Source organism: Frigoribacterium sp. AC394 (assembly GCF_979258095.1).
This window is the reverse complement of record NZ_OZ409834.1, coordinates 2,883,932-2,907,224: the sequence shown is the minus strand read 5'-3', so window position 1 is coordinate 2,907,224 and position 23,293 is coordinate 2,883,932. Positions and strand designations below refer to the sequence as shown.

Annotated in this window: 22 protein-coding genes and 1 tRNA gene; 9 read left to right on the top strand and 14 right to left on the bottom strand. The window is 70.4% G+C overall.

Features of this window, described 5'->3' with window-relative positions:
* Nucleotides 1-2: 2 nt before the first annotated feature.
* The 6 genes from gatB to mnmA all read right to left on the bottom strand — a co-directional run bounded on the left by gatB (nt 3) and on the right by mnmA (nt 8,480).
* Nucleotides 3-1,502, bottom strand: a complete 1,500-nt coding sequence (gene gatB / locus ACZZY9_RS13550) for an Asp-tRNA(Asn)/Glu-tRNA(Gln) amidotransferase subunit GatB (RefSeq protein ID WP_463464471.1) — start codon at nt 1,500-1,502, stop codon at nt 3-5.
* Nucleotides 1,502-3,052: an Asp-tRNA(Asn)/Glu-tRNA(Gln) amidotransferase subunit GatA gene (gatA, locus tag ACZZY9_RS13545; protein ID WP_463464470.1), complete on the bottom strand. Its 1,551-nt coding sequence runs from the start codon at nt 3,050-3,052 to the stop codon at nt 1,502-1,504. The genes gatB and gatA overlap by 1 nt, the downstream gene beginning before the upstream one ends.
* Nucleotides 3,053-3,054: 2 nt before the next feature.
* Nucleotides 3,055-3,354, bottom strand: a complete 300-nt coding sequence (gene gatC / locus ACZZY9_RS13540) for an Asp-tRNA(Asn)/Glu-tRNA(Gln) amidotransferase subunit GatC (RefSeq protein ID WP_055794582.1) — start codon at nt 3,352-3,354, stop codon at nt 3,055-3,057.
* A 117-nt stretch (nt 3,355-3,471) separates the two neighbouring features.
* Nucleotides 3,472-4,845 (bottom strand): alpha/beta hydrolase, encoded by a 1,374-nt coding sequence (locus tag ACZZY9_RS13535; RefSeq protein WP_463464469.1) that lies wholly within the window; start codon nt 4,843-4,845, stop codon nt 3,472-3,474.
* 184 nt (nt 4,846-5,029) lie between these two features.
* The gene (gene ligA / locus ACZZY9_RS13530) at nt 5,030-7,342 is read right to left on the bottom strand and encodes an NAD-dependent DNA ligase LigA (RefSeq protein WP_463464468.1); all 2,313 of its coding nucleotides are present in this window, start codon (nt 7,340-7,342) and stop codon (nt 5,030-5,032) included.
* Nucleotides 7,343-7,352: 10 nt separating this feature from the next.
* Nucleotides 7,353-8,480: a tRNA 2-thiouridine(34) synthase MnmA gene (gene mnmA / locus ACZZY9_RS13525; protein WP_320476978.1), complete on the bottom strand. Its 1,128-nt coding sequence runs from the start codon at nt 8,478-8,480 to the stop codon at nt 7,353-7,355.
* Nucleotides 8,481-8,539: 59 nt separating this feature from the next.
* On the opposite strand from mnmA, the gene ACZZY9_RS13520 reads away from it, so the two are divergent.
* From ACZZY9_RS13520 to ACZZY9_RS13510, 3 genes are all read left to right on the top strand, one after another.
* Nucleotides 8,540-9,793, top strand: coding sequence for an MFS transporter (locus ACZZY9_RS13520; RefSeq protein WP_463464467.1), 1,254 nt, complete (start codon nt 8,540-8,542; stop codon nt 9,791-9,793).
* 70 nt (nt 9,794-9,863) lie between these two features.
* A tRNA-Leu gene (locus ACZZY9_RS13515) sits at nt 9,864-9,945 on the top strand.
* A 25-nt stretch (nt 9,946-9,970) separates the two neighbouring features.
* Nucleotides 9,971-10,696, top strand: coding sequence for a DedA family protein (locus ACZZY9_RS13510; RefSeq protein ID WP_463464466.1), 726 nt, complete (start codon nt 9,971-9,973; stop codon nt 10,694-10,696).
* Between the two features lie 22 nt (nt 10,697-10,718).
* On the opposite strand, the gene rdgB is transcribed toward ACZZY9_RS13510, so the two are convergent.
* From rdgB to murI, 3 genes are read right to left on the bottom strand one after another with little or no spacing between them, the layout of a single operon-like run.
* Entirely contained in the window at nt 10,719-11,306 is a 588-nt protein-coding gene (gene rdgB / locus ACZZY9_RS13505; RefSeq protein WP_463464465.1) for an RdgB/HAM1 family non-canonical purine NTP pyrophosphatase, read from the bottom strand.
* Complete coding sequence (gene rph / locus ACZZY9_RS13500; RefSeq protein WP_463464464.1) at nt 11,303-12,061, bottom strand: ribonuclease PH; 759 nt, start codon at nt 12,059-12,061, stop codon at nt 11,303-11,305. The genes rdgB and rph overlap by 4 nt, the downstream gene beginning before the upstream one ends.
* The gene (gene murI / locus ACZZY9_RS13495) at nt 12,058-12,942 is read right to left on the bottom strand and encodes a glutamate racemase (RefSeq protein WP_463464463.1); all 885 of its coding nucleotides are present in this window, start codon (nt 12,940-12,942) and stop codon (nt 12,058-12,060) included. The genes rph and murI overlap by 4 nt, the downstream gene beginning before the upstream one ends.
* Before the next feature lie 96 nt (nt 12,943-13,038).
* Here murI and ACZZY9_RS13490 point away from each other — a divergent pair, with 96 nt between their 5' ends.
* Complete coding sequence (locus tag ACZZY9_RS13490; protein ID WP_463464462.1) at nt 13,039-14,328, top strand: nicotinate phosphoribosyltransferase; 1,290 nt, start codon at nt 13,039-13,041, stop codon at nt 14,326-14,328.
* Between the two features lie 42 nt (nt 14,329-14,370).
* Here ACZZY9_RS13490 and ACZZY9_RS13485 read toward each other — a convergent pair whose 3' ends face one another.
* From ACZZY9_RS13485 to ACZZY9_RS13475, 3 genes are all read right to left on the bottom strand, one after another.
* On the bottom strand, nt 14,371-14,631 hold the full coding sequence (locus ACZZY9_RS13485; RefSeq protein WP_463464461.1) for a DUF3039 domain-containing protein: 261 nt from the start codon (nt 14,629-14,631) through the stop codon (nt 14,371-14,373).
* A gap of 61 nt (nt 14,632-14,692) precedes the next feature.
* On the bottom strand, nt 14,693-16,258 hold the full coding sequence (locus tag ACZZY9_RS13480; RefSeq protein WP_463464460.1) for an ABC transporter permease: 1,566 nt from the start codon (nt 16,256-16,258) through the stop codon (nt 14,693-14,695).
* The gene (locus ACZZY9_RS13475) at nt 16,234-17,769 is read right to left on the bottom strand and encodes an ABC transporter ATP-binding protein (RefSeq protein ID WP_463464459.1); all 1,536 of its coding nucleotides are present in this window, start codon (nt 17,767-17,769) and stop codon (nt 16,234-16,236) included. The genes ACZZY9_RS13480 and ACZZY9_RS13475 overlap by 25 nt, the downstream gene beginning before the upstream one ends.
* A gap of 260 nt (nt 17,770-18,029) precedes the next feature.
* Here ACZZY9_RS13475 and ACZZY9_RS13470 point away from each other — a divergent pair, with 260 nt between their 5' ends.
* The 5 genes from ACZZY9_RS13470 to ACZZY9_RS13450 all read left to right on the top strand — a co-directional run bounded on the left by ACZZY9_RS13470 (nt 18,030) and on the right by ACZZY9_RS13450 (nt 21,560).
* A complete protein-coding gene (locus ACZZY9_RS13470) occupies nt 18,030-18,743 on the top strand; it encodes a phosphocholine cytidylyltransferase family protein (protein WP_463464458.1) in 714 nt (237 codons plus the stop codon).
* Between the two features lie 57 nt (nt 18,744-18,800).
* Complete coding sequence (locus tag ACZZY9_RS13465; protein ID WP_463464686.1) at nt 18,801-19,586, top strand: ABC transporter permease; 786 nt, start codon at nt 18,801-18,803, stop codon at nt 19,584-19,586.
* Between the two features lies 1 nt (nt 19,587).
* Nucleotides 19,588-20,364, top strand: coding sequence for an ABC transporter ATP-binding protein (locus tag ACZZY9_RS13460; protein WP_463464457.1), 777 nt, complete (start codon nt 19,588-19,590; stop codon nt 20,362-20,364).
* A gap of 9 nt (nt 20,365-20,373) precedes the next feature.
* The gene (locus tag ACZZY9_RS13455; RefSeq protein ID WP_463464456.1) at nt 20,374-21,159 is read left to right on the top strand and encodes a hypothetical protein; all 786 of its coding nucleotides are present in this window, start codon (nt 20,374-20,376) and stop codon (nt 21,157-21,159) included.
* Between the two features lie 119 nt (nt 21,160-21,278).
* On the top strand, nt 21,279-21,560 hold the full coding sequence (locus ACZZY9_RS13450; RefSeq protein ID WP_192059814.1) for a hypothetical protein: 282 nt from the start codon (nt 21,279-21,281) through the stop codon (nt 21,558-21,560).
* Nucleotides 21,561-21,575: 15 nt separating this feature from the next.
* On the opposite strand, the gene ACZZY9_RS13445 is transcribed toward ACZZY9_RS13450, so the two are convergent.
* Entirely contained in the window at nt 21,576-21,881 is a 306-nt protein-coding gene (locus ACZZY9_RS13445; RefSeq protein WP_463464455.1) for a helix-turn-helix domain-containing protein, read from the bottom strand.
* A gap of 97 nt (nt 21,882-21,978) precedes the next feature.
* Entirely contained in the window at nt 21,979-23,262 is a 1,284-nt protein-coding gene (locus ACZZY9_RS13440) for a CDP-glycerol glycerophosphotransferase family protein (RefSeq protein WP_463464454.1), read from the bottom strand.
* Nucleotides 23,263-23,293: the final 31 nt, after the last annotated feature.

Sequence of the window (23,293 nt, the reverse complement as noted above, 5' to 3'; positions counted from 1 at the left end):
CGTCAGGCCTGGGCGCGCTCGAGCACCAGCTCGCGCACGCGGGCCGCGTCGGCCTGGCCCTTCATGGCCTTCATCACCGCGCCGATGACGGCGCCGGCGGCCTGCACCTTGCCGTCGCGGATCTTCGCGAGGACGTCGGGCTGACCGGCCAGAGCCTCGTCGATGGCCGCGATGAGCGCGCCGTCGTCGGAGACGACCTTGAGCCCGCGCTTCTCGACGACCTCGCCGGGTGCGCCCTCGCCCGCCACGACGCCCTCCAGCACCTGACGCGCGAGACGATCGGTCAGATCGCCCGACTCGACGAGCGCGATGAGCTCGCTGACGTGCAGCGGGGACACGAGGGTCGACGGTTCGACGCCCCGGGCGTTCGCCAGACGGGCGATCTCGCCCGTCCACCACTTGCGCGCCGCCTGCGGGGAGGCGCCGGCCTGGACGGTCTCGACGAGTTCGGTCAGCATGCCCGAGTTCACGACGTCCTGGAACTCGAGGTCGGCGAATCCCCACTCGGCCTTCAGCCGGCGACGGAGGGCCACCGGGGCCTCGGGCAGGGCGAGTCGGAGCTCTTCGACCAGCTCGCGGGGAGGCACGACGGGCAGCAGATCGGGCTCGGGGAAGTACCGGTAGTCGTCGGCGTCGCTCTTCGGACGACCCGCCGACGTGCGACCGGTGTCTTCGTGCCAGTGCCGGGTCTCCTGGGTGATGGTGCCGCCCGAGGCGAGGATGGCGGCCTGCCGCTGGATCTCGTAGCGGACCGCGCGCTCGACCGAACGGAACGAGTTCACGTTCTTGGTCTCGGTGCGGGTGCCGAGCTTCTCCTGGCCGTGGGGGCGCAGCGAGACGTTCGCATCGCAGCGCAGGTTGCCGCGCTCCATGCGCGCCTCGCTGACACCGAGCGAGCGCACGATGTCCCGGATGGTCGACACGTACGCGGCGCCCAGCTCCGGGCCCAGCGCGCCGGCGCCGATGATGGGCTTGGTCACGATCTCGACGAGCGGGATGCCGGCTCGGTTGTAATCGACCAGCGAGTACTCGGCGCCCTGGATGCGCCCGGTCGAGCCGCCGACGTGCGTCAGCTTGCCGGCGTCCTCCTCCATGTGGGCCCGCTCGATCGGGATCCGGAAGACGGTGCCGTCGGGCAGCTCGACCTCGACCTCGCCTTCGTAGGCGATCGGCTCGTCGAACTGGCTGACCTGGTAGTTCTTGGGGTTGTCGGGGTAGAAGTAGTTCTTCCGTGCGAAGCGCGAGCTCTCGGCGATCGAGCAGCCCAGGGCGAGCCCGAGGCTGATCGAGTAGCGGACGGCCTGCTCGTTGACGACGGGCAGCGAGCCCGGCAGCCCCAGGTCGACCGGGGTCACGTTGGTGTTCGGGGCACCGCCGAAGAAGTTCGGGGCGTCCGAGAACATCTTGGTCTTCGTGGCGAGCTCGACGTGCACCTCGAAGCCGAGCACGACCTCGAACCTCTGCAGCGCCTCGTCGTAGTCCATCAGGTCTGCCTTGGCCATCAGATGACTCCCTCGGTGGCGGCGTGCTGTTCGGTGCTGCTGAGATCGGGTGCCTGCGAGATGAGGGTGCGTCCCCAGCTCTGCTCGAGCAGCTGCTCGAGTGCGGCGCCGTAGGTGTAGAGGCGGGCGTCCTCGCGGGCCGGAGCCATGAACTGCAGCCCGACGGGCAGACCGTCTTCGGGGGCGAGCCCCATGGGGATCGTGATGCCGGGGATGCCCGCGAGGTTCGCCGGGATCGTCGTGATGTCGTTCAGGTACATCGCCAGCGGGTCGTCGATCTTCGAGCCGAGCGGGAACGCCGTGGTCGGAGCCGACGGCGACACGAGCACATCGACCTCGGCGAACGCCTTCGCGAAGTCGCGCTGCACGAGGGTCCGGACCTTCTGGGCGCTGCCGTAGTAGGCGTCGTAGTACCCCGCGCTCAGCGCGTAGGTGCCGAGGATGATGCGGCGCTTCACCTCGGGGCCGAAGCCGGCCTCGCGGGTCGCGGCCATGACGTCCTCGACGGTGCCGCCGCCCTCGGGCACCACGCGCATGCCGAAGCGGACGGAGTCGAACTTGGCGAGGTTGCTCGAGGCCTCGGCCGGCAGGATGAGGTAGTAGGCGCTGATCGCGTACTCGAAGCTCGGCGCCGAGATCTCGACGATCTCCGCACCCGCGGCCGTGAGCAGATCGAGGGCCTCGGTGAAGCGCGTCTTGACCCCGCCCTGGAACCCCTCGCCGTTCAGCTCCTTGACGACGCCGATGCGGACGCCCTTCAGTGCGCCGCCGGCGAGTCCGGCGCGAGCGGCGTCGGTGAACGACGGCCATTCGTCGCGGAGCGACGTGGAGTCGCGCGGGTCGTGGCCCTTGATGACGTCGTGCAGCAGGGCGGAGTCGAGCACGGTGCGACTGACCGGACCGACCTGGTCGAGCGAGCTGGCGAGAGCGATGGCGCCGTACCGGCTGACGGAGCCGTAGGTGGGCTTGACGCCCACGGTGCCGGTGACGGCGCCCGGCTGACGGATGGAGCCGCCGGTGTCGCTGCCGAGGGCGAGGGGCGCCTCGAAGGCGGCGACCGCCGCGGCCGAGCCGCCGCCCGAACCACCGGGGATCCGGTCGAGCGACCACGGGTTGTGCGTCGGGCCGTACGCCGAGAACTCGGTAGACGAGCCCATCGCGAACTCGTCCATGTTCGTCTTGCCGAGCGGCACGAGGTCCGCGGCGCGGAGCTTCTTGACGACCGTGGCGTCGTAGGGCGGCACCCAGCCCTCGAGGATGCGGCTGCCCGAGGTCGACGGCATGTCGATGGTGCAGAGGACGTCCTTGACGGCGATCGGCACACCGGCCAGCGGCCCGAGGGGCTCGCCCGCGGCGCGACGACGGTCGACGTCGGCGGCCGTGGCGAGGGCGGCGTCGCTGACGTGCAGGAAGGCGTGGACGTCGCCGTCGACCGCGGCGATGCGGTCGAGGTGCGCCTGCGTGGCCTCCACGGACGAGACCTCGCCGGAACCGAGCTTGGCGGACAGGTCGGCCGCGCTGAGGCGGATGAGGTTTGCGGTGTCGGTCATCTCTACTGCTCTTCTCCGAGGATGGCGCTCACTCTGAAGCGCGAGCCGTCGTGGTCGGGGGCGCCGGACAGCGCCTGCTCGGCCGTCAGCGTCTCGCCCACGACATCGGGGCGGAAGACGTTCTCGAGCGGGATGGGGTGGCTCGTCGCGGGGACGTCGTCGGTGGCGACCTCGGCCACCTTCGCGACGTTGTCGACGATCTGCCCGAGCTCTCGGGTCATCGTGTCGATCTCGTCGGCGGTGAGGGCGATTCGGGCGAGACCGGCGAGGTGCTCGACCTGCTCGCGCGTGATGTCAGACATGGTGCTCCGTCACAGGGATCGTGTGGGGGTACTGCGCTTGGGGGTCGCCGTCGATTCTACGGGGAGGCTCCGACCGAGGAGGCGCGGTGCGAGTCGACCCGCGCCTCCTGCGCCGTCTCAGTCGCGGGCGTAGAGATCCTGCGGGCGCACGAGCGTGATGTCGGGGAGCACCGGGCCTCCGGTGCCCGGGGTGCGATCGTCGGAGTCGACGAGGTCGCCGCGCCCGAGCCCGATCAAAGCGATGCTGCGGAGCGACTCGGTGCCGGGGCGCAGGTAGTCGTTGTGCCCGAGCGCCGCGGCGAGGGCCTCTCCGGTCACGCCGTCCAGGCCTCCCCCGGTGTGCAGCATCACCGCGCCGAATGCGGGCGACCCGGGGTCGGCACCGAAGACGCCGCTGCCGGCCACCGGGTCGAAGCTGCCCGCCGCCGCGTAGACGTCGCTGCCGTGCACCGCGAGCTGGGTCGAGGTGTCGACGACGCTCCCGGGAGAGCCGAGCAGCACGAGCGAGTCGACGACGGTCCGACCGGACGACAGCGCGAGGGTCGCGGTCGTGGAGCCGTACGAGTGCGCGACCACGGTGACCCTCGCGGGGTGCGCCGAACGTGCGGCGTCGAGCCCCTCGAGCGAGTCGACCAGGTGCCCGGCGCCGACCCGGGCGAGGTCGAGCGAGTACACGTTGGTCAGATCGGGCGTGCGGTAGCCCATCCACGCGACGATGGCGGTCGACGGGGCGTCGGCGGCCGCCCGCCCGGACAGCAGACCCGCCCAGCTCGACTGCTCGTCGTAGAGACCGCCGGCCGTGATCGACCAGTCGACGACCTGACCGGTCACCCCGTAGAGCATCCCCGGCACGAGGATGCTGACGTCGTCGGCCGCGTCGAGATCCCCGATCGACACGGCGACCCGACCCGGCATGACGGTGTCGAGCAGGACGAGCTGCCGGTCGGCCGCTCCGCGGGTGCGGTCGGCGAGGGCCTCCCCGACGGCGGCGAGCATCGCGGCGCGGGCGACGTCGTCGGGGCCGGCCTCGCCGCTCGCGAGACGGTCGTCCACGGCCGCCACGGCCTCGCTCAGGAAGATCCGGTTCGCTCCGTCGCGCACGCCGTAGGGCACCCCCTCCAGGTTGCCCACGAGACCGGGTGCCAGCACGATGAGCTCGTTCCGTCGCGACGGGTCGAGGGCTCCCCACCAGTCGCCGACGACGTCGGCCTCGACGTCGGCGGTCACCTCGGCCGACAGTGCGCTGACGTCGTCTCCCGCTGCGTCCAGGTGCGAGGCGAACGACCGCACGGACTCCGAGGAGGCGCGGGTCAGCTCACCGAGGCAGCCCGCCCCGTCGACGCCCTCGGTCGCCGCTCCACCGCACGCCAGGGCGACCGCGTCGGCGGACTCCCCCGCCTCGGGTGACGCGGGCACCCGCGCCCGAGCGGTCGCGGGGACGAGAGCGGTCTCAGCGTCGGCGTGAGCCGTCGACACGGTCTCGGACGGCACGACCGACGTCGCCGGTGCACCGATCGCTCCGAGGAGATGGATCGATGCGGAAAGGATTGCTGTAGCGAGGAACAGCACGTCGGGTCTTCCCCCTCGAGGCACACCTGTACCCCGAACCCCCTACAGCCCGGAGACGATGTGCGCTCATATCGTAGGGGGAGCCGATGTCGCCCCACCAGATGCGCTACGCCTCGATATCGGTATCGTCCCCCGATTCGGGCTCGGCCAGCCCCATCGGGCCCTCCTTAAGGAGGACATGGAACTGAGCCGCGTCGATGATGCGGACGCCGAGGGCCTCCGCCTTCGTCAGCTTCGACCCGGCTCCCGGCCCGGCGGCGACGAAGTCGGTCTTCTTGCTGACGCTGTTGCCCGCCTTCCCGCCGGCGGCGAGGATGGCCTCCTGGGCGCCCTCTCGGCTGAAGCCCTCGAGACTGCCGGTGGCGACGACCGTCAGCCCGGAGAGCACCCCGCCGGCCGTCTCGGCAGCCCCGGGCCCCGGATGCCCCGGCGTGGCGAACTGCACACCCGCAGCAGCCCACCGGTCGATGATCTCGACGTGCCAGTCGACCGAGAACCAGTCGATCAGGGCGTCGGCGATGATGCCGCCGACGCCGTCGACGGCCGCCAGCTCGTCGCGGTCGGCGGATCGGATGGCGTCGAGCGAGCCGAAGTGATTCGCGAGCGCTCGTGCGGCCACCGGACCGACGTGGCGGATGCTGAGACCCACGAGGATGCGCCAGAGCGGGCTCGTCTTCGCCTTGTCGAGGTTGCCGAGCATCTCGAGGGCGCTCTTGGACGGGACGGACGTCTCGTCGCCCGAGAACCCGTCGGCGTCGGGGTCGAACGGGCCGTCCCGCTTCGTCCGCCGACGCCGGAACGGCGTCACCAGCTTGGGGGCCCCGTCGGCCTCGAGCTTCTGCATGCCGGTCTCGGAATCGCGGACGACGACCCTCACCGGGAAGATGTCGGCCATCGTGAGGTCGAAGAGCCCCGCCTCGGTGCGGAGCGGAGGCTCGGCGGGCTCCACGGGCTGGGTCAGCGCCGCGGCGGCGACCTCGCCGAGCCCCTCGACGTCGAGCGACCCCCGCGACGCGATGTGCTCGACCCGACCGCGCACCTGCGCGGGGCAGCTCTGGGCGTTCGGGCAGCGGAGGTCGATGTCGCCCTCTTTGGCGGGTCGGAGCGGGGTGCCGCACTCGGGGCAGTCGGTGGGCATGACGAACTCGCGCTCCGTGCCGTCCCGAAGCTCGATGACCGGCCCCAGCACCTCGGGGATGACGTCGCCGGCCTTGCGCAGCACGACGGTGTCGCCGATCAGCACGCCCTTGGCCTTGACGACCTGCTGGTTGTGCAGCGTCGCCTGCCGCACCTCGCTGCCGGCCACCTCGACCTTCTCCATGACGGCGAACGGCGTCGCCCGACCGGTGCGCCCCACGCTGACGACGATGTCGAGCAGCGTCGTGTTGACCTCTTCGGGCGGGTACTTGAACGCGGTGGCCCACCGTGGCGCACGACTCGTCGAGCCCAGCTCTTCGTGCAGCGCCAGGTCGTCGACCTTGATCACGATGCCGTCGATCTGGTGCTCGACCGACGCGCGCCTCACGCCGTAGTCGTGGATGAACGCCTGCACGTCGGCGACCGTGTCGAACACCCGATGGTGCGTCGAGATGGGCAGACCCCAGCCGCCCAGCAGCTCGTAGACCTGCGACTGCGAACGCACCTCGGTGGCGCGTTCGAGATCGCCGACCGGCCACGCGCCGATGCCGTGCACCAGCATCCGCAGGCGACGGAGGCGGGCGTGCATCAGCTCGCGCTTCTCGGGGCTCTTGCCCTCCTCCTTCTGACGCAGGGACCCGGCGGCCGCGTTGCGGGGATTGGCGAAGACCCGCTCGCCGGCCTCGCGCTGCTGCGCGTTCAACTCGTCGAACTGGCTGACGGGGAAGAAGATCTCGCCGCGCACCTCGACCAGGGGCGGGTGACCCGTGCCCGACAGGCGCTCGGGGATCGAGCCCATCACGAGCACGTTGCCCGTGACGTCCTCGCCGACGACGCCGTCGCCGCGGGTGGCGGCGGTCACGAGCACGCCGTTCTCGTAGCGGAGGTTGATGGCGAGACCGTCGATCTTCAGCTCGGTCAGGAACCGGACGCGCTCGGACCCGGAGTCGCGCTGCACCTTCGCGGCCCACTCGGCCAGCTCGTCGTCGCTGAAGACGTTGTCGAGGCTGAGCATGCGCTCGGCGTGCTCGACCGGGGCGAACTGCGTGGTCTCGGCCCGGCCGCCCACGGTCTGCGTGGGGCTGTCGTCTTTCTGGAGCTCGGGGTGCGCCCGCTCGATCGCGTCGAGCCTCCGCACCAGGGCGTCGTACTCGGAGTCCGACGCCGTCGAGGCGTTCGACTCGTAGTACTGGTCGCGGAGATCGAGGATCCGTGCGGTGAGACCCTCGGCCTCGTCACGTGCCTCGGCGAGGTCGGCGGGAACGGCGTCGCTGTCGCTCATGGCCGGCTGCTCAGGCGACGACGGCCGGGACCGGCACGGCGCTGACCGTGCGGTCGATGGTGCACTGGCCGAGCACCCGGGTGCCGACGTAGACGACGGCGGTCTGCCCGGGGGCGACTCCGTTGAGGGGTTCGCGAGGTGTGATCACGAGTTCAGTCTTACCCTCGACCACCGACACCCGCGCGACCGCGGGCACGGGGTCGGCGTGCGCACGGATCTGCACATCGCAGTCGAACGCGGTGGTCGGGTCGACCGGCGGCAGACCGGCCCAGGTGAACGAGCCGCCCGCGATCTCGGCGATGTCGAGGGCCTCCTTCGGCCCGACGACCACCGTGTTGTCGACCGGACGCACCTCGAGCACGAACCGGGGCTTGCCGTCGTCCGCCGGGAACCCGATGTTGAGCCCCTTCCGCTGACCGACGGTGAAGGCGTGCGCGCCCTCGTGGCTGCCGATGACGGAACCGCTGCGGTCGAGGATCTCGCCCGTCTCGGCTCCGACCCGGTCGGCCAGCCAGCCGCGGGTGTCGCCGTCGGGGATGAAGCAGATGTCGTGGCTGTCGGGCTTCGTGGCGACGCTGAAGCCGCGCTCGGCGGCCTCGGCGCGGACCTCGGCCTTCGACGGCGTCGCCCCGAGCGGGAACATCGAGTGCGCCAGCTGCTCGGTCGTCAGCACCCCGAGCACGTAGGACTGGTCTTTGGCCCACGCGGAGGCGCGGTGCAGCTCGCGATTGCCCTGGTCGTCGGTGAGGATGGTCGCGTAGTGCCCGGTGCAGACCGCGTCGAAGCCGAGGGCGAGCGCCTTCTCGAGCAGGGCGGCGAACTTGATGCGCTCGTTGCAGCGCATGCAGGGGTTCGGGGTGCGGCCCGCCGTGTACTCCGCGACGAAGTCGTCGACGACGTCGAGCTTGAACCGCTCGCTGAAGTCCCAGACGTAGTAGGGGATGCCGATCTTGTTGGCCGCTCGCTGCGCGTCCATGCTGTCTTCGATGGTGCAGCAGCCGCGGCTGCCCGTCCGCAGGGTGCCCGGCATCCGGCTGAGCGCCAGGTGGACCCCCACGACGTCGTGACCGGCCTCGACGGCCCTCGCTGCGGCGACCGCCGAGTCGACGCCGCCACTCATCGCTGCAAGAACCTTCATCCGACAAGTGTACGCAGCGGACGGGCCCCCGCCGGGGCGGAGCTAGTCTGGCCGACGACATGACCGACTCCGCGCCCGACTTCAGCATGCGGTCGGTGGCTCTGGCCGCCTTCCTCCCCGCGGCCCTGTTCGCGATCGGCGAGGGCGCCATCATCCCGATCATCCCCGTCGTCGCGAGCGGACTCGGCGCCTCCCTGCCGTTCGCCGCGTTCGTCGCGGCGCTCATCCTCGTGGGCGAGCTGATCGGCGACATCCCGAGCGGATGGCTGGTCTCGCGGGTCGGCGAGCGCAGCAGCATGATCGGCGCCTCCCTGGTCAGCATCGGCGGGCTGGTGACCTGCCTCCTCGCCCCGAACGAGGTCGTCCTGGCGATCGGCGTGCTCGTGATCGGCCTGGCGACCGCGGTGTTCGCGCTGGCTCGGCACGCGTTCATGACGAGCTTCGTGCCCATCGCCATCCGCGCCCGCGCCCTGTCGAGTCTCGGCGGCGTCTTCCGGCTGGGCTACTTCGTGGGGCCGTTCCTCTCGGCGGGGGTGATCGAGCTGACCGGCAGCGTGCAATCCGCTTTCGTGGTGCACATCGTCGGCTGCCTCGGGGCGGCCGTGTCGCTGCTCGTCCTGCGCGACCCGGCTGCCTCGTTCGGCGAGCGCCCCGCCGCGCGTCGGGTGTCCGACGAACCCGATCTCGTCGCCCTCGAGCGCCAGGGGCTCTTCGCGACGCTCTGGAGACACCGCGGGGTGCTGGTCAAGCTCGGCAGCGGTGCGGCGCTGATCGGGGCCATGCGCTCCGGCAGGCAGGTCATGCTCCCCCTGTGGGCCGTCAGCATCGGACTCGGGGCGTCCGAGACGGCGATCATCATCGGCGTCGCGGGTGCGGTCGACTTCGCGCTCTTCTACACGAGCGGTCAGATCATGGACCGCTTCGGCCGTCTCTGGAGCGCCGTGCCCTGCATGGTGGGCCTGGGCGCCTCCTACCTGGCCCTCTCGCTGACCCACGACCTCGACACCCGGGTGGGGTGGTTCGTCGCCGTCGCGGTCTTCATGTCGCTCGCCAACGGGGTGGGCAGCGGCATCCTCATGACCCTCGGCGCGGATCTCGCCGACGAGCGCGACCCCGCGCCGTTCCTCGGCGCCTGGCGCTTCACGGGCGACGCGGGCAGCGCCGGTGCGCCCCTGCTGATCTCGGCAGTGACGGCCCTCGTCTCGATCTCGGTGGCCAGCGGCGTGATGGGCGTGCTCGGGCTGATCGGGGCGGGGATCCTCGTGCGCTACGTGCCCCGCTACTCGCCGCACGTCCCCCGCTCGCAGAGGTAGCGCCTCCTGCCCGTCCGGTGCCGGCAGGCGATCGCATTCCGCCCGACCGGCTCGATACACTGACCCTGCCGCGGGAGTGGTGGAATTGGCAGACACGCAGGATTTAGGTTCCTGTGCTTTCGAGCGTGAGGGTTCAAGTCCCTTCTCCCGCACTCGACCCGACCGGAGAACAACCCGATGCTGCCCCTCGTCTCCATCCCCTGGCTCGACCCCGAGTACCTCCTCTCGGCGTTCGGCCCGTGGGCCGTGCTCGGCGTCTGCGTCCTGGTCTTCGCCGAGACCGGACTGCTCATCGGGTTCCTGTTCCCGGGCGACACCCTGCTGATCATCACGGGCATCCTGGCGGCGACGAACCCGGGCGCCCTCGGCATGCCGATCTGGCTGATCGCGATCTTCGTCAGCATCGCCGCCTTCGCGGGGGGCGAGCTCGGCTATCTGATCGGCCACAAGGTCGGCCCCCGCATCTTCGAGCGGAAGGAGAGCGGTCTCTTCAGCGTCGCGAACGTGAACCGCACGAACGCCTTCTTCGAGCGGTTCGGTCCGATGGCCGTCATCATCGCGCGGTTCGTGCCGGTCGTCCGCACCTTCGCGCCCATCATGGCGGGCGTCGGTCACATGAGCTATCGCCGCTACTCGCTCTTCAACGCGATCGGGGCGGCCGTCTGGGGAATGGGCATCACCCTGCTGGGCTTCGGCATCGGGCACATCCCCCCGATCGCGGACTTCGTCAGCTCGTACATCGATCTGATCCTGCTCGGCGCCGTGCTGGCCACCGTCGTCCCGATCGCGATCCACTACCTCCACGGCGTGCACCAGGCGAAGAAGGCCGGGCCGGCCGGAGGATCCGACGACGTCGACCTGTCCGGAGCATCCGAGGTCTCGGGCACGCCTCGCCAGAGCTGACACCGAGGAGGCGCGGGCCGACTCAGTCCGCGAGCGCCGCCACGTAGGGCGCGATCGCCCGGAACGCCCTCGCGCGGTGACTGACCGCGTTCTTCTCGTCGGTCGTCAGCTCGGCCGCGCTCCGGGTCTCGCCCTCGGGGCGGAAGACCGGATCGTAGCCGTGTCCGTTCGAGCCGACCCGCGCCTCCAGCAGGGTCCCCCGCCATTCGCCCGACTCGACGTGCTCGGACGCCTCGTCGCCGGGCACGACGAGTGCGGCCGCGCAGGAGAACCAGACGGAGCGGTCGTCGTGGGCCGAGACCTCGCGGAGCAGCTTGTCGATGTTGTCGTCGGCGTCTCGGGTGCCTGCGTAGCGCGCCGAGTGGATGCCCGGCGCGCCGTCGAGGGCGGCGGCCGAGATGCCGCTGTCGTCGGCGAGCGCGGGGAGCCCCGTGTGCTCGGCGGCGGCCCGCGCCTTGATCAGCGCGTTGGCCACGAAGGTGTCGCCGTCTTCGACGGGCTCCGGTCCGTCGTAGGCGACCAGCTCGACGCCCGGCGCCGTCTCGGCCAGGAGCAGCCGGAGCTCGGCCACCTTGCCCTGGTTGTGCGTCGCGATGACGACCTTCGTCACTTGCCGAGCACCTCGAGCTGGATGCGCGTGAGATCGGCGGCGCCCGCGACGGCGAGGTCGAGCAGCTCGCCCAGCTCGCGACGGTCGAAGGGCGCGCCCTCGGCCGTGCCCTGCACCTCGACGAAGAGACCGCTGCCCGTGACCACGACGTTCATGTCGGTCTCGGCTCGGACGTCCTCGACGTAGGCGAGATCGAGCATCGGCTCGCCGTCGATGATGCCGACGGACACGGCCGAGACGCTGTCGGTCAGGGGCGAGGCCTTCTGCGCGATGAACTTCTTCTCGCGACCCCATTCGATGGCCTGCGCGAGCGCCACGTAGGCGCCCGTGATCGCCGCGGTGCGGGTGCCGCCGTCGGCCTGCAGCACGTCGCAGTCGAGCACGATCGTGTTTTCGCCGAGGGCCTTCGTGTCGACGACCGCGCGCAGGCTGCGACCGATCAGACGGGAGATCTCGTGGGTGCGACCGCCGATCTTGCCCTTGACGCTCTCGCGGTCGTTGCGCGAGTTGGTGGCCCGCGGCAGCATCGAGTACTCGGCGGTCACCCAGCCCTTGCCCTTGCCCGTGAGCCACCGGGGGACGCCGTTCGTGAACGACGCGGTGCAGAGCACCTTGGTGTCGCCGAACGACACGAGCGCACTGCCCTCGGCCTGCGAGCTCCAGCCCTTCTCGATGGTGACGGTGCGGAGGTCGTCGACCCGTCGGCCGTCGGCGCGGACGGTCGTGCTGGTGCTGGTGGTCGTGTCGTCGCTCATGCTTTTCTCCTCGGGCCGGTGCTCGGCCCCTGCTCGGTCGTGTGGGAAGGTCGTGGGGGGAGGTCGATCGCGCCGGTCTCGAGATGGCCGACCCGGGATATCTCGGGCCCCAGGAAGCGCTTTGCCAGACGGAGGAACGACCCCTGGTCGTCGCCGGTCGCCTCGAACTCGTAGCGGGGCACGCTGCCCGCAGGGGCCTCGAGGTCGTGGTCGACGAGGGTGCGGTAGACGTCGGCGGCCGTCTCATCGGCGCTCGAGACCAGATGGACGTCAGGCCCCATGACGTACTGGATGGCCGCGGACATCAGGGGGTAGTGGGTGCAGCCGAGCACGAGGGTGTCGACCCGGGCGTCGCGCAGCGGAGCGAGGTACTGCTCGGCGACGGCCCGCAGCTCTGCGCTCGATGTGTCGCCCGCCTCGACGAACTCGACGAACCGGGGGCACGCCCGGGTGAAGAGCTCGAGGTCGGCCGCCGCCGCGAAGGCGTCCTCGTAGGCGCGCGAGTTGATGGTCCCCTCGGTGCCGATCACGCCGATGCGTCTCGCCCTGGTCTGCTTGACCGCCGACCGGACGGCGGGCTGGATGACCTCGACGACCGGGATGCCCCGGCCGATCGTGTAGCGCTCACGAGCGTCTCGGAGGACGGCGGCCGACGCGGTGTTGCAGGCGATGACCAGCAGCTTGACGCCCTGCTCGACGAGGTCGTCCATGACGGCGAGGGCGTACTCGCGCACCGTCGCGATCGGCTTCGGCCCGTAGGGCGAGTGGACGGTGTCGCCGACGTAGAGGATGGACTCGCGGGGCAGCTGGTCGATGATGGCCCGGGAGACCGTGAGCCCCCCGACCCCGCTGTCGAAGACTCCGATGGGTGCGTCCGTCACGGTCGCCCAGCCTACCCGGCCCGCGCGGTCCGCCCGGCTCGCGCGGCCCGGCCGGCTCGCGCGGCCCGGCCGGCCCGTGCGGCCTAGGCTGAGACCGTGACCAGTGCACTGCTGACCGACCGGTACGAGCTGACGATGGTCGAGGCCGCGCTCCGCGCCGGCACCGCCCACCGCGACAGCGTCTTCGAGGTGTTCGCCCGTCGCCTCCCCGAGGGGCGCCGCTACGGCGTCGTGGCCGGGACGGGCAGGTTCCTCGACGAGCTGACCCGCTTCCGCTTCGGCGACGCCGAGCTGTCCTGGCTCCGCGACGAGCGCATCGTCGACGGCGCCACGATCGACTGGCTCGCCGACTACCGGTTCTCGGGCGACGTGCACGGCTACGCCGAGGGCGAGGTGTATCTGCCCGGCTCGCCGATCCTGGTCGTCGAATCGACCTTCGCCGAGGGGGTCCTGCTCGAGACTCTCGCCCTCAGCGTCTTCAACTACGACTCGGCGGTGGCCGGCGCCGCAGCGCGGATGGTGGCCGCCGCCGATGGTCGCCCCCTCGCCGAGATGGGCTCGCGACGCACCGGCGAGCGGAGCGCCGTGGCCGCCGCGCGAGCCGCCTACATCGCGGGCTTCGGCGCCACGAGCAACCTCGAGGCCGGTCGGACGTGGGGCGTGCCCACCATGGGCACGGCCGCGCACGCCTTCACCCTGCTGCACGACAGCGAGGAGGAGGCCTTCCGAGCGCAGGTCGCCACCCTCGGCTCGGGCACGACTCTGCTCGTCGACACCTACGACATCGAGAAGGCGGTCCGCACCGCCGTCGAGGTCGCGGGCACGGGCCTCGGCGCCGTGCGCATCGACAGCGGCGACCTGCCCTCGCTCGTGGCGCAGGTGCGTCGTCAGCTCGACGGCCTCGGGGCCACCGGCACCCGCATCACGGTCACCAACGACCTCGACGAGTACACGATCGCCGCCCTGCGTGCCGCACCCGTCGACAGCTACGGAGTCGGCACGTCGGTGGTCTCCGGGTCCGGGCACCCGGCCGCGGGGATGGTCTACAAGCTCGTCGCCCGCCGGGGCGGCGACGGCGCGTGGCTCTCCGTCGCCAAGAAGTCGGCCGACAAGGCGAGCGTCGGCGGACGGAAGGCTCCTGTGCGGGTGCTGTCCGACGGCGTCGCGACGACGGAGCTCATCCGGGTCGGCGAGCACGAGACAGCCGAGGGCGAGCGCGCTCTGCTCGTGCCACTGGTCACCGGCGGAATCGTCGACGAGGGCTTCATGGGTCACGCCGGCGTCCAGCGAGCACGCGAGCACAGGCGTGCAGCGGTAGCCGAGCTGCCGGCCGGCGCGTTCCGCCTGGGTCGCGGCGAACCCGTCATCCCGACCGTCTACGCCTGAGCAGGCCTGCGCTCCGACGTCTCGACCAGGAGGCGCGTGGTTCTACTCTTTCGTCATCTTCTCGTAGATGTCGCGGCACGTCGGGCAGACGGGGAACTTCTCCGGGTCGCGACCGGGAGTCCACTTCTTGCCGCAGAGCGCCTTGACGGGCTTGCCGCTCAAGGCGGACTCCATGATCTTGTCTTTCTTGACGTAGTGCGAGAAGCGCTCGTGATCGCCCGGGTCGATGTTCTCCTCGGTGAGGAGCTTCTCGAGCTCGCGATCGAGCACGTCGAGGCCGCCGCCGGTTTCCGTGTTGCTCATGCCGACCATGGTACGACGCCGAGCCGCGCCCGCGTCGAGGGGCTGCCCCCGGATCGCACCGTCAGCTGCGGAGAGCGGAGGCCAGCAGCTCGGGCGCGCGCCTCGTGAACACACGGGAGCCGACGACGACCCCGACGATCAGCACGACCAGACCCACCGCGATACCCGACACCATCGACCACGGACCCGCCGACGTGTCGCCGCCGAGGAGGTCGAGCGCCGCGAAGTAGAGCGCGGGGACGGCCGAGACGAGCGCCCCGCCGATCATCAGCGTCTGGGCGAGCACCGACGACGAGCCGCTCGACTGGGGCTGCTGGAACGGATCGTCGTGCGGTCGCACGGTCGCGTAGGGCATGGCCGCCGACATGACGCTGGAGAGGCCGAGTCCGCTGAGCAGAAGGGCGGACCCGATCCCGATCTCCGACCAGAGGGCGCGCCAGTCGCCGAAGGCCCAGACCGCGACGGCGGAGCCGACGACGACGAGAGGGATGCCGATGAGGAGGGGCGGCGCGAGTCGACCGATCCGGTCGGACGACCCCTTCGTGTCGGCGGCCACGTGCAGCCACAGCGCCGTGCTGTCGTAGGCGACGTCGTTGTGCGGCAGGAACCCGACGATCAGGCACATCAACGGCACCGGGACGAGCGCCAGCCAGTTCCAGCTCACGCCCGCGATGCCCAGCGGGATCACGAGCAGCGGGATGATCGGGATGACGACGAGGGACATCCGGTAACGCGCGTCGCGCATCCAGTACGTCAGGCTCCGGGCGGCCACCGCGCCGATCGGCGTGGCCGGGACGAACTCGAACCAGCCGAGACCGCTCGTGTCGTCGACGAGCTCGGGTTCCGGCCGATCGACGAAGGCCCGGGCGACGAGCGCCCGCCAGGCCCACCAGAGTCCGGCCAGCGAAGCCGCCGCGATGAGCGCATCGAGGACGACCCGTGCCGTATCACCCTCGGCCGCGTGCCCCGGCAGCGCGAGCGCTGCGCCGAACGGCGTCCAGGCGAGCACGCCGGCCAGCACGCCGGTGGGCGCGGAGCCCGTCCAGGAGGCGCGCACCAGGTCGACGATCAACGGCACGACGAGAACAGCGACGAGCACTCCCCCACCCAGGAGGAACTGCCGCGACCGGCGCGAGGTGAGCAAGACGGTGTTGAGCGTCGAGGAGACCAGCGACAGGAGGAACGCCGTCGCACCTGCCGCGACGGCGGCCACGACGGCGACGGACGCCGACGCCCCGCTGCCCTCCCACGCACGGACGTACCCGGGCGCCAGCACGACGAGCGCGAAGACGGGCAGCCCGACCAGGGCGCCGAGCGCCAGACCGGCCGCGGCCGCCGGCTCGGGCGTGCCGACGAGCGCGAGTCGGCGGGGATCGGCCCACGGCGGCCGCACCCGCGCGAAGGGCACGACGAAGTAGCCCAGGAGGAGCAGCGAGCCGCCACCCACGACGAGAGCGCGGACGTCGTCGAGCGACGACCCGCGGAGCCCGCCGGCCAGAGCCGAGAGAGCGGAGGACGAGAGGAGGACGACGAGGACCGAGACGACGGCGGCGAGCAGAGCACGCGGACCGAAGCGCACCGTGTTGGCGATCGTCTGGAGCCTCAGTCGGAGAAGCTCTGCAACCATTCCATGCCCTCCGTGACGGCCCGGCCGCCGGCCAGTTCGACGAACGTCTGCTCGAGTGAGCGCCCGGCCCGGACCTCGTCGACCGTCCCGCTGGCCAGCACATGACCGTCGACGATGACGGCGACGCTGTCGCAGATGCGCTCGACCAGATCCATGCTGTGGCTCGAGAGCACGACGGTGCCCCCGCCCGCCACGTAGCGCTGCAGCACGTCGGTCACGGTCTGCGCCGACACCGGGTCGACCGACTCGAAGGGCTCGTCGAGGACGAGCACCCGCGGCGAGTGGATGATGGCGGCTGCGATGGCGAGCTTCTTCGTCATGCCGACCGAGTAGTCGCTGACCAGTCGCCCGAGAGCGTCCTGCAGGCCGAAGGCCGTGGCGAGGTCCGATGTGCGCTTCCGCGCGGTCGAGCCGTCGAGCCCCCGCAGAGTGGCCGAGTAGTAGAGGAGCTGGGCCCCCGTCAGACGGTCGAAGAGTCGGAGCCTGTCGGGCAGCACGCCGAGGGCGCGCTTCGCTGCGGCCGGATCGGACCAGACGTCGCTGCCGAGCACGCTGACGCTGCCCTCGTCGGGGCGCAGCAGACCGGTGACGATCGAGAGAGTCGTGGTCTTGCCGGCCCCGTTCGGGCCGACGATGCCGTAGAACGAGCCCGCTCGCACCTCGAGATCGATGCCGTCGACGGCGGTCGTGGCGCCGTAGCGCTTGACGAGACCCGAGATCGACAGGACGACCGGCGCCTCGACGGCCTCCGAGGAGGCGGGGGTCGTCTCGTCGACGACGGGGGCCTCCTGCGCATCGGTCTCGTCGACGGCGACGACCGTGTCGACGTCGGACTCGGACCCGGTCGCAGCTCCCTGAGTGTCGACGTCGGGCTCGGCGTCGGCCGGCGCCGCAGTCGTCTCGTCGTCTTCGGAGGCCTCGTCTTCGGAGGCCTCGACGGTCTCGTCGGTGCGATGCGCCTCGTCGACCTCGCCCGTGCCCGAGGTCCCGTCGGACTCCACGGTGTCCGTGGTCTCGCCGGTGTCCGTGGTCTCGCCGGTGTCCGTGGTCTGGTCGGCCTCCACGGTCTCGTCCGTCTCGACGACGAGCTCCGCCGCATCGCCGGCGACGTCGTCGTCCGCGGCGGTCGTCGCGTCGTCCTGCGCCTGAGCTGCTGCAGCCTCGCGTGCGGCGAGCTCCTCTGCGGCGGCGGCGCGGGCGGCCGCCTCGGCGGCCCGTGCGCGGGCGTTCGCAGCCCGGGTCGCGGCCGCCTTCTTCGCGGCGGCCGAACGATCGGCCGCGGAGCGCGGCGTCGTGGGGCGACGCGGAGCGCGGCCACCCGCACGGACGGTCGGCGTCGGCGCCACCGCTTCGTCGCCCCCGCGGCCGGTCTCGATGCCGTCGCCGTCCATGTCGTCCCCCTGAATCGCAGTCCCCGTCGTGCCGTCCGTCCGGCCCCCGTCCGCGTCGCCCGAACGGGGCGAGTCGTCGGCGCGCTCGTCGCCCTGTTCGTCGTCCGTCGTCACAGCCATCGGTCAACCGTACCAACGCGCGTGGGCCGGGATGGCCTTCCGGGGCGCATCACGAATGGGAAACGAAGAGGGTGCGGACACTACCGCCAGAAGCGCCCCCCGCGATAGACTCCCCAGGCACAACGACGTGTCCAGATCGAGACCCCGCGGTGAACACCGCTCGAACACGAGACGGACCCGAGCCAGAGACGGCCGGGATCCTCCGCCGGGTCGCCCAGAGAGTCGGCTCGCCCGACCTCGCCCCTGTGAGGAGACAAGACGTGAGCAGAACCGACTCGACAGCACCCCAGCAGGTCGTCATCCTGGCCGCCGGCCTCGGAAGCCGCCTCGGCCGTTCGCTGCCCAAGGCGCTCACCGAACTCAACGACGGTCGCACGATCATGCGTCAGCAGTTCGACAACATCCACGAGGCCTTCGGCCCCGAGGCGCGGATCACCGTCGTCGTCGGCTACAAGTTCGAGCACATCGTCGAGGCGTTCCCCTCGGCCGCGTTCGTCTACAACGAGCAGTACGACCAGACCAACACGTCCAAGAGCCTGCTGCGCGCCCTCCGGGCCAGCGCCTCCGGCGGTGTCCTCTGGATGAACGGCGACGTCGTCTTCGACCCCGAGGCGCTCCGCCGCGCCGCACGCCAGGTCCGCGCCGATCAGTCGTTCGTCACCGTCAACACCTCGAAGGTCTCCGACGAGGAGGTCAAGTACACGACCGACGCCGAGGGCTTCATCGCCCAGCTCTCGAAGCAGGTCGTCGGCGGTCTCGGCGAGGCCGTCGGCATCAACTACGTCTCCCGTGCCGATAAGGCCGTCCTGATGCGTCAGCTGAACAAGGTCGACAACCAGGACTACTTCGAGCGAGGCATCGAACTGGCGATCGAGCAGAACGGGCTACTCTTTGAGCCCGTGGACATCTCCGACCTCTACGCCGTCGAGGTCGACTTCGCCGAAGACCTGGAGCGCGCGAACCTCTTCGTCTGACCGACGCAGGTCTGAGGTCGGTGTCCTGATCGACGAAGGACACCCGTGAGCCAAGCCATGATCGAACGTCCGCCGCGCACTGCCTTCACGCGGTATCGGCAGACGTTGTGGCTGTTGACCACCCGTGACCTCCGTGTCCGCTACTCCACCTCGGCTCTCGGTTACGTCTGGTCGATCCTCGATCCTCTGGTCATGGCCGGCATCTACTACTTCGTCTTCACGGTCGTCTTCGAGCGCGACGTCGGAGAAGACCCCTACATCGTCTTCCTGCTCAGCGGGCTCCTGGCCTGGATGTGGTTCAACGGAGCGGTCTCCGACAGCACGAGGGCGTTCATCCGCGAGTCCAAGCTCGTCCGATCGACCAAGATCCCTCGCACCATCTGGGTGAACAGGCTCGTCGCCTCGAAGGGGATCGAGTTCCTCCTGAGCCTGCCGGTCCTCGCCCTGTTCGCCATCGTGGCCAAGGCCGAGCTGCACTGGCAGGTGGTCTACTTCCCCCTGGCCATCGTGATGCAAGCGATCCTGGTCACCGGTGTCGGCCTCATCGTCGCCCCGCTCGTCGTCTTCTTCCGCGATCTCGAGAGGGCCACGAAACTGGCGCTCCGGTTCCTCTTCTACGCCTCGCCGATCATCTACGGGACTCAGAACCTCCCCGAGAGCCTCCACCTCCTCGCGGCCTTCAATCCGCTGAGCGGCATATTCGGCTTGTACCGCTCGGCGTTCTTCCCCGACCAGCTGGACCTGCTCGAGGTGCTCGTCGGGGCCGGCATGAGCATCCTCATCCTCGGCATCGGCCTGGCCGTCTTCCGGGCGAGCGAGCGCGCAGTCCTGAAGGAGATCTGAGATGCCCACCCCCAGCGCGACTCGACAACCCGGCGATCCCGTCATCCGCGTCGAGGGAGTCGGAATACGATTCCGGCGCAACCGCCGCGGTCGTCGCTCCTTCAAGGACCTGTTCGCCGACAGCAGCCGCCGGTCCCGTCCCGGCGAGTTCTGGGCTCTGAGAGACGTCTCCTTCGACGTGCACGCCGGCGAGGCCATCGGCGTCGTGGGCCGGAACGGCCAAGGCAAGTCGACCCTCCTGAAGCTGGTCGCCGAAGTGATCCTGCCCGACACGGGGACGGTCGCGGTCGCGGTCGGTGTCGCACCCCTGATCGAGATCACCGGAGGCTTCGTCGCCGACCTGACTGTGCGCGACAACGTCTACCTGACGGCCGGGCTGCACGGCATGACCCGTGCGGAGATCGACGCGCGGTTCGACGAGATCATCGACTTCGCCGAGATCGCCGCCTTCGTGGACACCCCCTACAAGCACCTGTCGAGCGGCATGAAGGTACGCATCGCCTTCGCGGTCATCTCCCGACTCGAGGAGCCCGTCATCCTCGTCGACGAGGTGCTGGCCGTCGGAGACAAGGCCTTCCGTGAGAAGTGCTACCGCCGCATCGAGGAGATGCTGGCCGCCGGGCGGACGCTCTTCCTCGTCTCGCACAACGAGCGCGACCTCACGCGGTTCTGCACCCGCGGGCTCTATCTCGACAAGGGCGCACTGGTCTTCGACGGCCCCCTCGCAGAAGCCCTGTCCCGTTACAACTCGGATCATCCTCCCCGGCCCGCGGCGTAAGGTCGAGCGATGCGCCCGAAGCACGATCCCTCGTCCCCCGCGACCCCCGTCGTCCCTGTCCTCCCCACCCAGGGGACGGAGGTCGAGTCGGGTCGCGACGAATCCGGCGAGGTGTTCGCCGACTCGCCGTGGCTCCAGCGCCTCGATCGTCTCCTGGCCATCCAGCGACCCGTCGTCGTGCGGCACGTCCGGACACTGCGTCGTCGTCACAAGAAGGCGACCCCCGAGAAGCTCATCCGGATCCTCGAGCGCGAGTACCTGACCGCCGTCACGACCGGCGGCGCGGCGGTGGGCGCGAGCGCCGTCATCCCGGGTGTCGGCTGGGGCGTCTCGTTGGCGTTGTCGGGGGTCGAGACCGCGGGGTTCCTCGAAGCCAGCGCCCTCTTCGCCCAGTCCGTCACCGAGGTGCACGGCATCGCCGTCACCGATCCCGACCGGGCCCGCGCACTCGTCATGGCGATGATGATGGGGGCTCCCGGGGCGAGCCTGGTCCGTCAGTTCGCCGGCGAGGCACTCGGGACGGCGCCGGCGCGATCCGCCTTCTGGGGCGAGCTCGTCACGCAGAAGCTGCCCAAGGCCGCCATCAGCGGTCTCACCGACTCGGTCCGCAGATCGTTCGTCCGTCGGTTCGCCGCATCGCAGACCGCCACGGTGATCGGGCGTGCCGTCCCGTTCGGCATCGGCGCCGTGGTGGGCGGCACGGGCAACCACCTCCTCGGCCGGAAGGTCGTCATGAGCGCACGCGACGCCTTCGGCCCTGCGCCGCAGTTCTTCGCAGCCGACTTCGACGCCTGAGACCACTCGGGGCCGTCCGCTCCCGTCGTCTCGGCGCTGGCCCAGCGTGACCCTCCACAGGAGGACGTCGTCCACAGGCTGGAGGGGCTGACGTCGGTCGCGCTCCTTACCGTGGGGCCATGACCAGTACAGCCACCGCCTACGCAGTCCCCTTCCACGTCGATCGGTCGAAGGCGCCGAGAGTCCATCGTCTCGTCAACGTGGCGGACGAGCCCGTCCTCGGCATCAGGGTCACCCTCCTCGGGTGCGGGTTGCTCGTCCCCGTCGCCACGAACAGGCTCGATCCCGGCGACGCCCTGTCGGTCAGCGTCATCGCCTCCGAGCTCACGCAGAACTCCATCGCAGTGGTCCGCTGGTTCCGGCCGACGCGAGAGGAGTTTCTCTGGCGATTCAGCTTCTGATCGCCGACCCCGGGTTCAGCTCGTGCGCCGCGCGGTGCGCTCCTTCACGTAGTCGGCAGCCGTGAAGGTCTCGAGCACGGGCGGGAGGTGCTCCGCGGTCATCCCACTGACCAGCACCGAAGGGTCCACACCGACCACCACGGCCAGTCTCACGATCGTGTGGAGCACGGGGTTGCCGATCCCGCGCTCGATCTTGCCGTAGTTCGAGACGTTCATGCCCGCCAGGTGCGCCAACTCGTCTTGAGTGAGTCCCAGCCTCTGGCGTTCCTCCCGGACTCGGTCTCCGAAGATGCGGGCGGCGGTCGACGTCGGCTCAGGCATACCTCATGGATACGCGATGCAGCGATCTCTATCCAGATGCTGAATACATCATGCATTCATCCACAGGTAAATGGCGCCTGACGACTCGTTCCCGTGATCAGGAGTCGATGTCGCCGTCAGGGTCGTCCTGCGCGGGGCGGATGGAGTCGGCGTCGACGGGATGCGTCGTCGCGTACTCGTCCCGAAGCGCGACGAGACGGGCGACCGCGGCCTCGAATCGCTGCGTCGCCATGCCGGGCGTCGTGTCGCCGAAGTGATGGGTGACCCAGTGATCCAGCCTGCCCCGCGCCTCCGGATCCGCCTGCACGCGATCGACGAGCTCGGCGACGTCACCGGCACCGGCCGCCGTGAGCCATTCCGCGTCGCCGAGATACCCCCGCTCGTCGACGTCCGCATCGGGCGACACGGGGCGCGTCACGACGAGGGGCTTGCCGGTCGCCAGCCGGTCGTACACCATGGCCGAGATGTCGGTGATGGCGACGTCGGCCACGACGAGCTGCCAGCCGAGCTCGGACCCCGAGTCGTAGACGTGCTGCGCCGATGGATCGGCGAGATTCGCCAAGGAGATCGCCTTCACGATGGTCTCGTGCGCCCGCCGGTAGTCGCGGTCGACCACTCCGCTCCGAGGGTGGGGCCGGTAGACGATCCGATGACGGCCGGTCGAGATCAGAGCCGACACGAGGTCGACTCCGTGCGTCGCGATCGAGCCGTAGGCGGCCGACGACCGATCGCCCTCCCAGGTCGGGGCGTACAGCACGACGGTCCTGCCGTCGGCCTCGAACGGCACGACACCGGCCACGTGGTCGGCCTGGGGGCGGCCGATCGGCACGGCGCGCTTCTCGAGGTCGTAGTCCCAGAGTTTGGCGGAGAGCCGGTCGAGTGCGGCGTCGCCGGCGACGAAGGCGTAGTCGTAGGCCTTGAACTGGTTCGTCGTCATGTACATCTTGTCGCTCTCGCCGTGATTCACGAAGACGTGCCACATGCGGCCGTAGCGCATCATCTGGAAGTTCTTCGCGTTCTGGTTCACGTAGAGCGTGAGTGCGAGGGGCTGGGAGGCGATGAACGTCTCGAGGTCGGCGACCTGACGGGCGTAGACCACGGGCACCGGCGACTCGGCGAGCAGCTCGACCGCGGCACCGGGAGACCGCGCCACGATGGCGACGGGATAGCGCTCGTTCAGATGCGCCAGGGGGCCGTACCACTGGCGGATCTGGTACATGTTCACGGACGTGTCGGCGAAGTAGACGGCCACCCGCACCGTGCCGTCGAGCGGGGCCCGCCCTGCTGCGTCGGTCCGTTCGAGTGCTCGGCGGCTGCGACGGGACTTCGCGAGTCGCCCGACGAGACTCCAGGCGAGCGTGAGGTCACGGGTCAGTGCCACAGGATCGATCTCCGTTCGAAGCGCGACGGAG

Coding starts and splice junctions, on each gene's coding strand:
- gatB (WP_463464471.1), bottom strand. CDS start 1,502: ATGGCCAAGGCAGACCTGATGGACTACGACGAGGCGCTGCAGAGGTTC.
- gatA (WP_463464470.1), bottom strand. CDS start 3,052: ATGACCGACACCGCAAACCTCATCCGCCTCAGCGCGGCCGACCTGTCC.
- gatC (WP_055794582.1), bottom strand. CDS start 3,354: ATGTCTGACATCACGCGCGAGCAGGTCGAGCACCTCGCCGGTCTCGCC.
- ligA (WP_463464468.1), bottom strand. CDS start 7,342: ATGAGCGACAGCGACGCCGTTCCCGCCGACCTCGCCGAGGCACGTGAC.
- mnmA (WP_320476978.1), bottom strand. CDS start 8,480: ATGAAGGTTCTTGCAGCGATGAGTGGCGGCGTCGACTCGGCGGTCGCC.
- ACZZY9_RS13520 (WP_463464467.1), top strand. CDS start 8,540: ATGACCGACTCCGCGCCCGACTTCAGCATGCGGTCGGTGGCTCTGGCC.
- ACZZY9_RS13510 (WP_463464466.1), top strand. CDS start 9,971: ATGCTGCCCCTCGTCTCCATCCCCTGGCTCGACCCCGAGTACCTCCTC.
- rph (WP_463464464.1), bottom strand. CDS start 12,061: ATGAGCGACGACACGACCACCAGCACCAGCACGACCGTCCGCGCCGAC.
- ACZZY9_RS13485 (WP_463464461.1), bottom strand. CDS start 14,631: ATGAGCAACACGGAAACCGGCGGCGGCCTCGACGTGCTCGATCGCGAG.
- ACZZY9_RS13480 (WP_463464460.1), bottom strand. CDS start 16,258: ATGGTTGCAGAGCTTCTCCGACTGAGGCTCCAGACGATCGCCAACACG.
- ACZZY9_RS13475 (WP_463464459.1), bottom strand. CDS start 17,769: ATGGCTGTGACGACGGACGACGAACAGGGCGACGAGCGCGCCGACGAC.
- ACZZY9_RS13465 (WP_463464686.1), top strand. CDS start 18,801: ATGATCGAACGTCCGCCGCGCACTGCCTTCACGCGGTATCGGCAGACG.
- ACZZY9_RS13460 (WP_463464457.1), top strand. CDS start 19,588: ATGCCCACCCCCAGCGCGACTCGACAACCCGGCGATCCCGTCATCCGC.
- ACZZY9_RS13455 (WP_463464456.1), top strand. CDS start 20,374: ATGCGCCCGAAGCACGATCCCTCGTCCCCCGCGACCCCCGTCGTCCCT.
- ACZZY9_RS13450 (WP_192059814.1), top strand. CDS start 21,279: ATGACCAGTACAGCCACCGCCTACGCAGTCCCCTTCCACGTCGATCGG.
- ACZZY9_RS13445 (WP_463464455.1), bottom strand. CDS start 21,881: ATGCCTGAGCCGACGTCGACCGCCGCCCGCATCTTCGGAGACCGAGTC.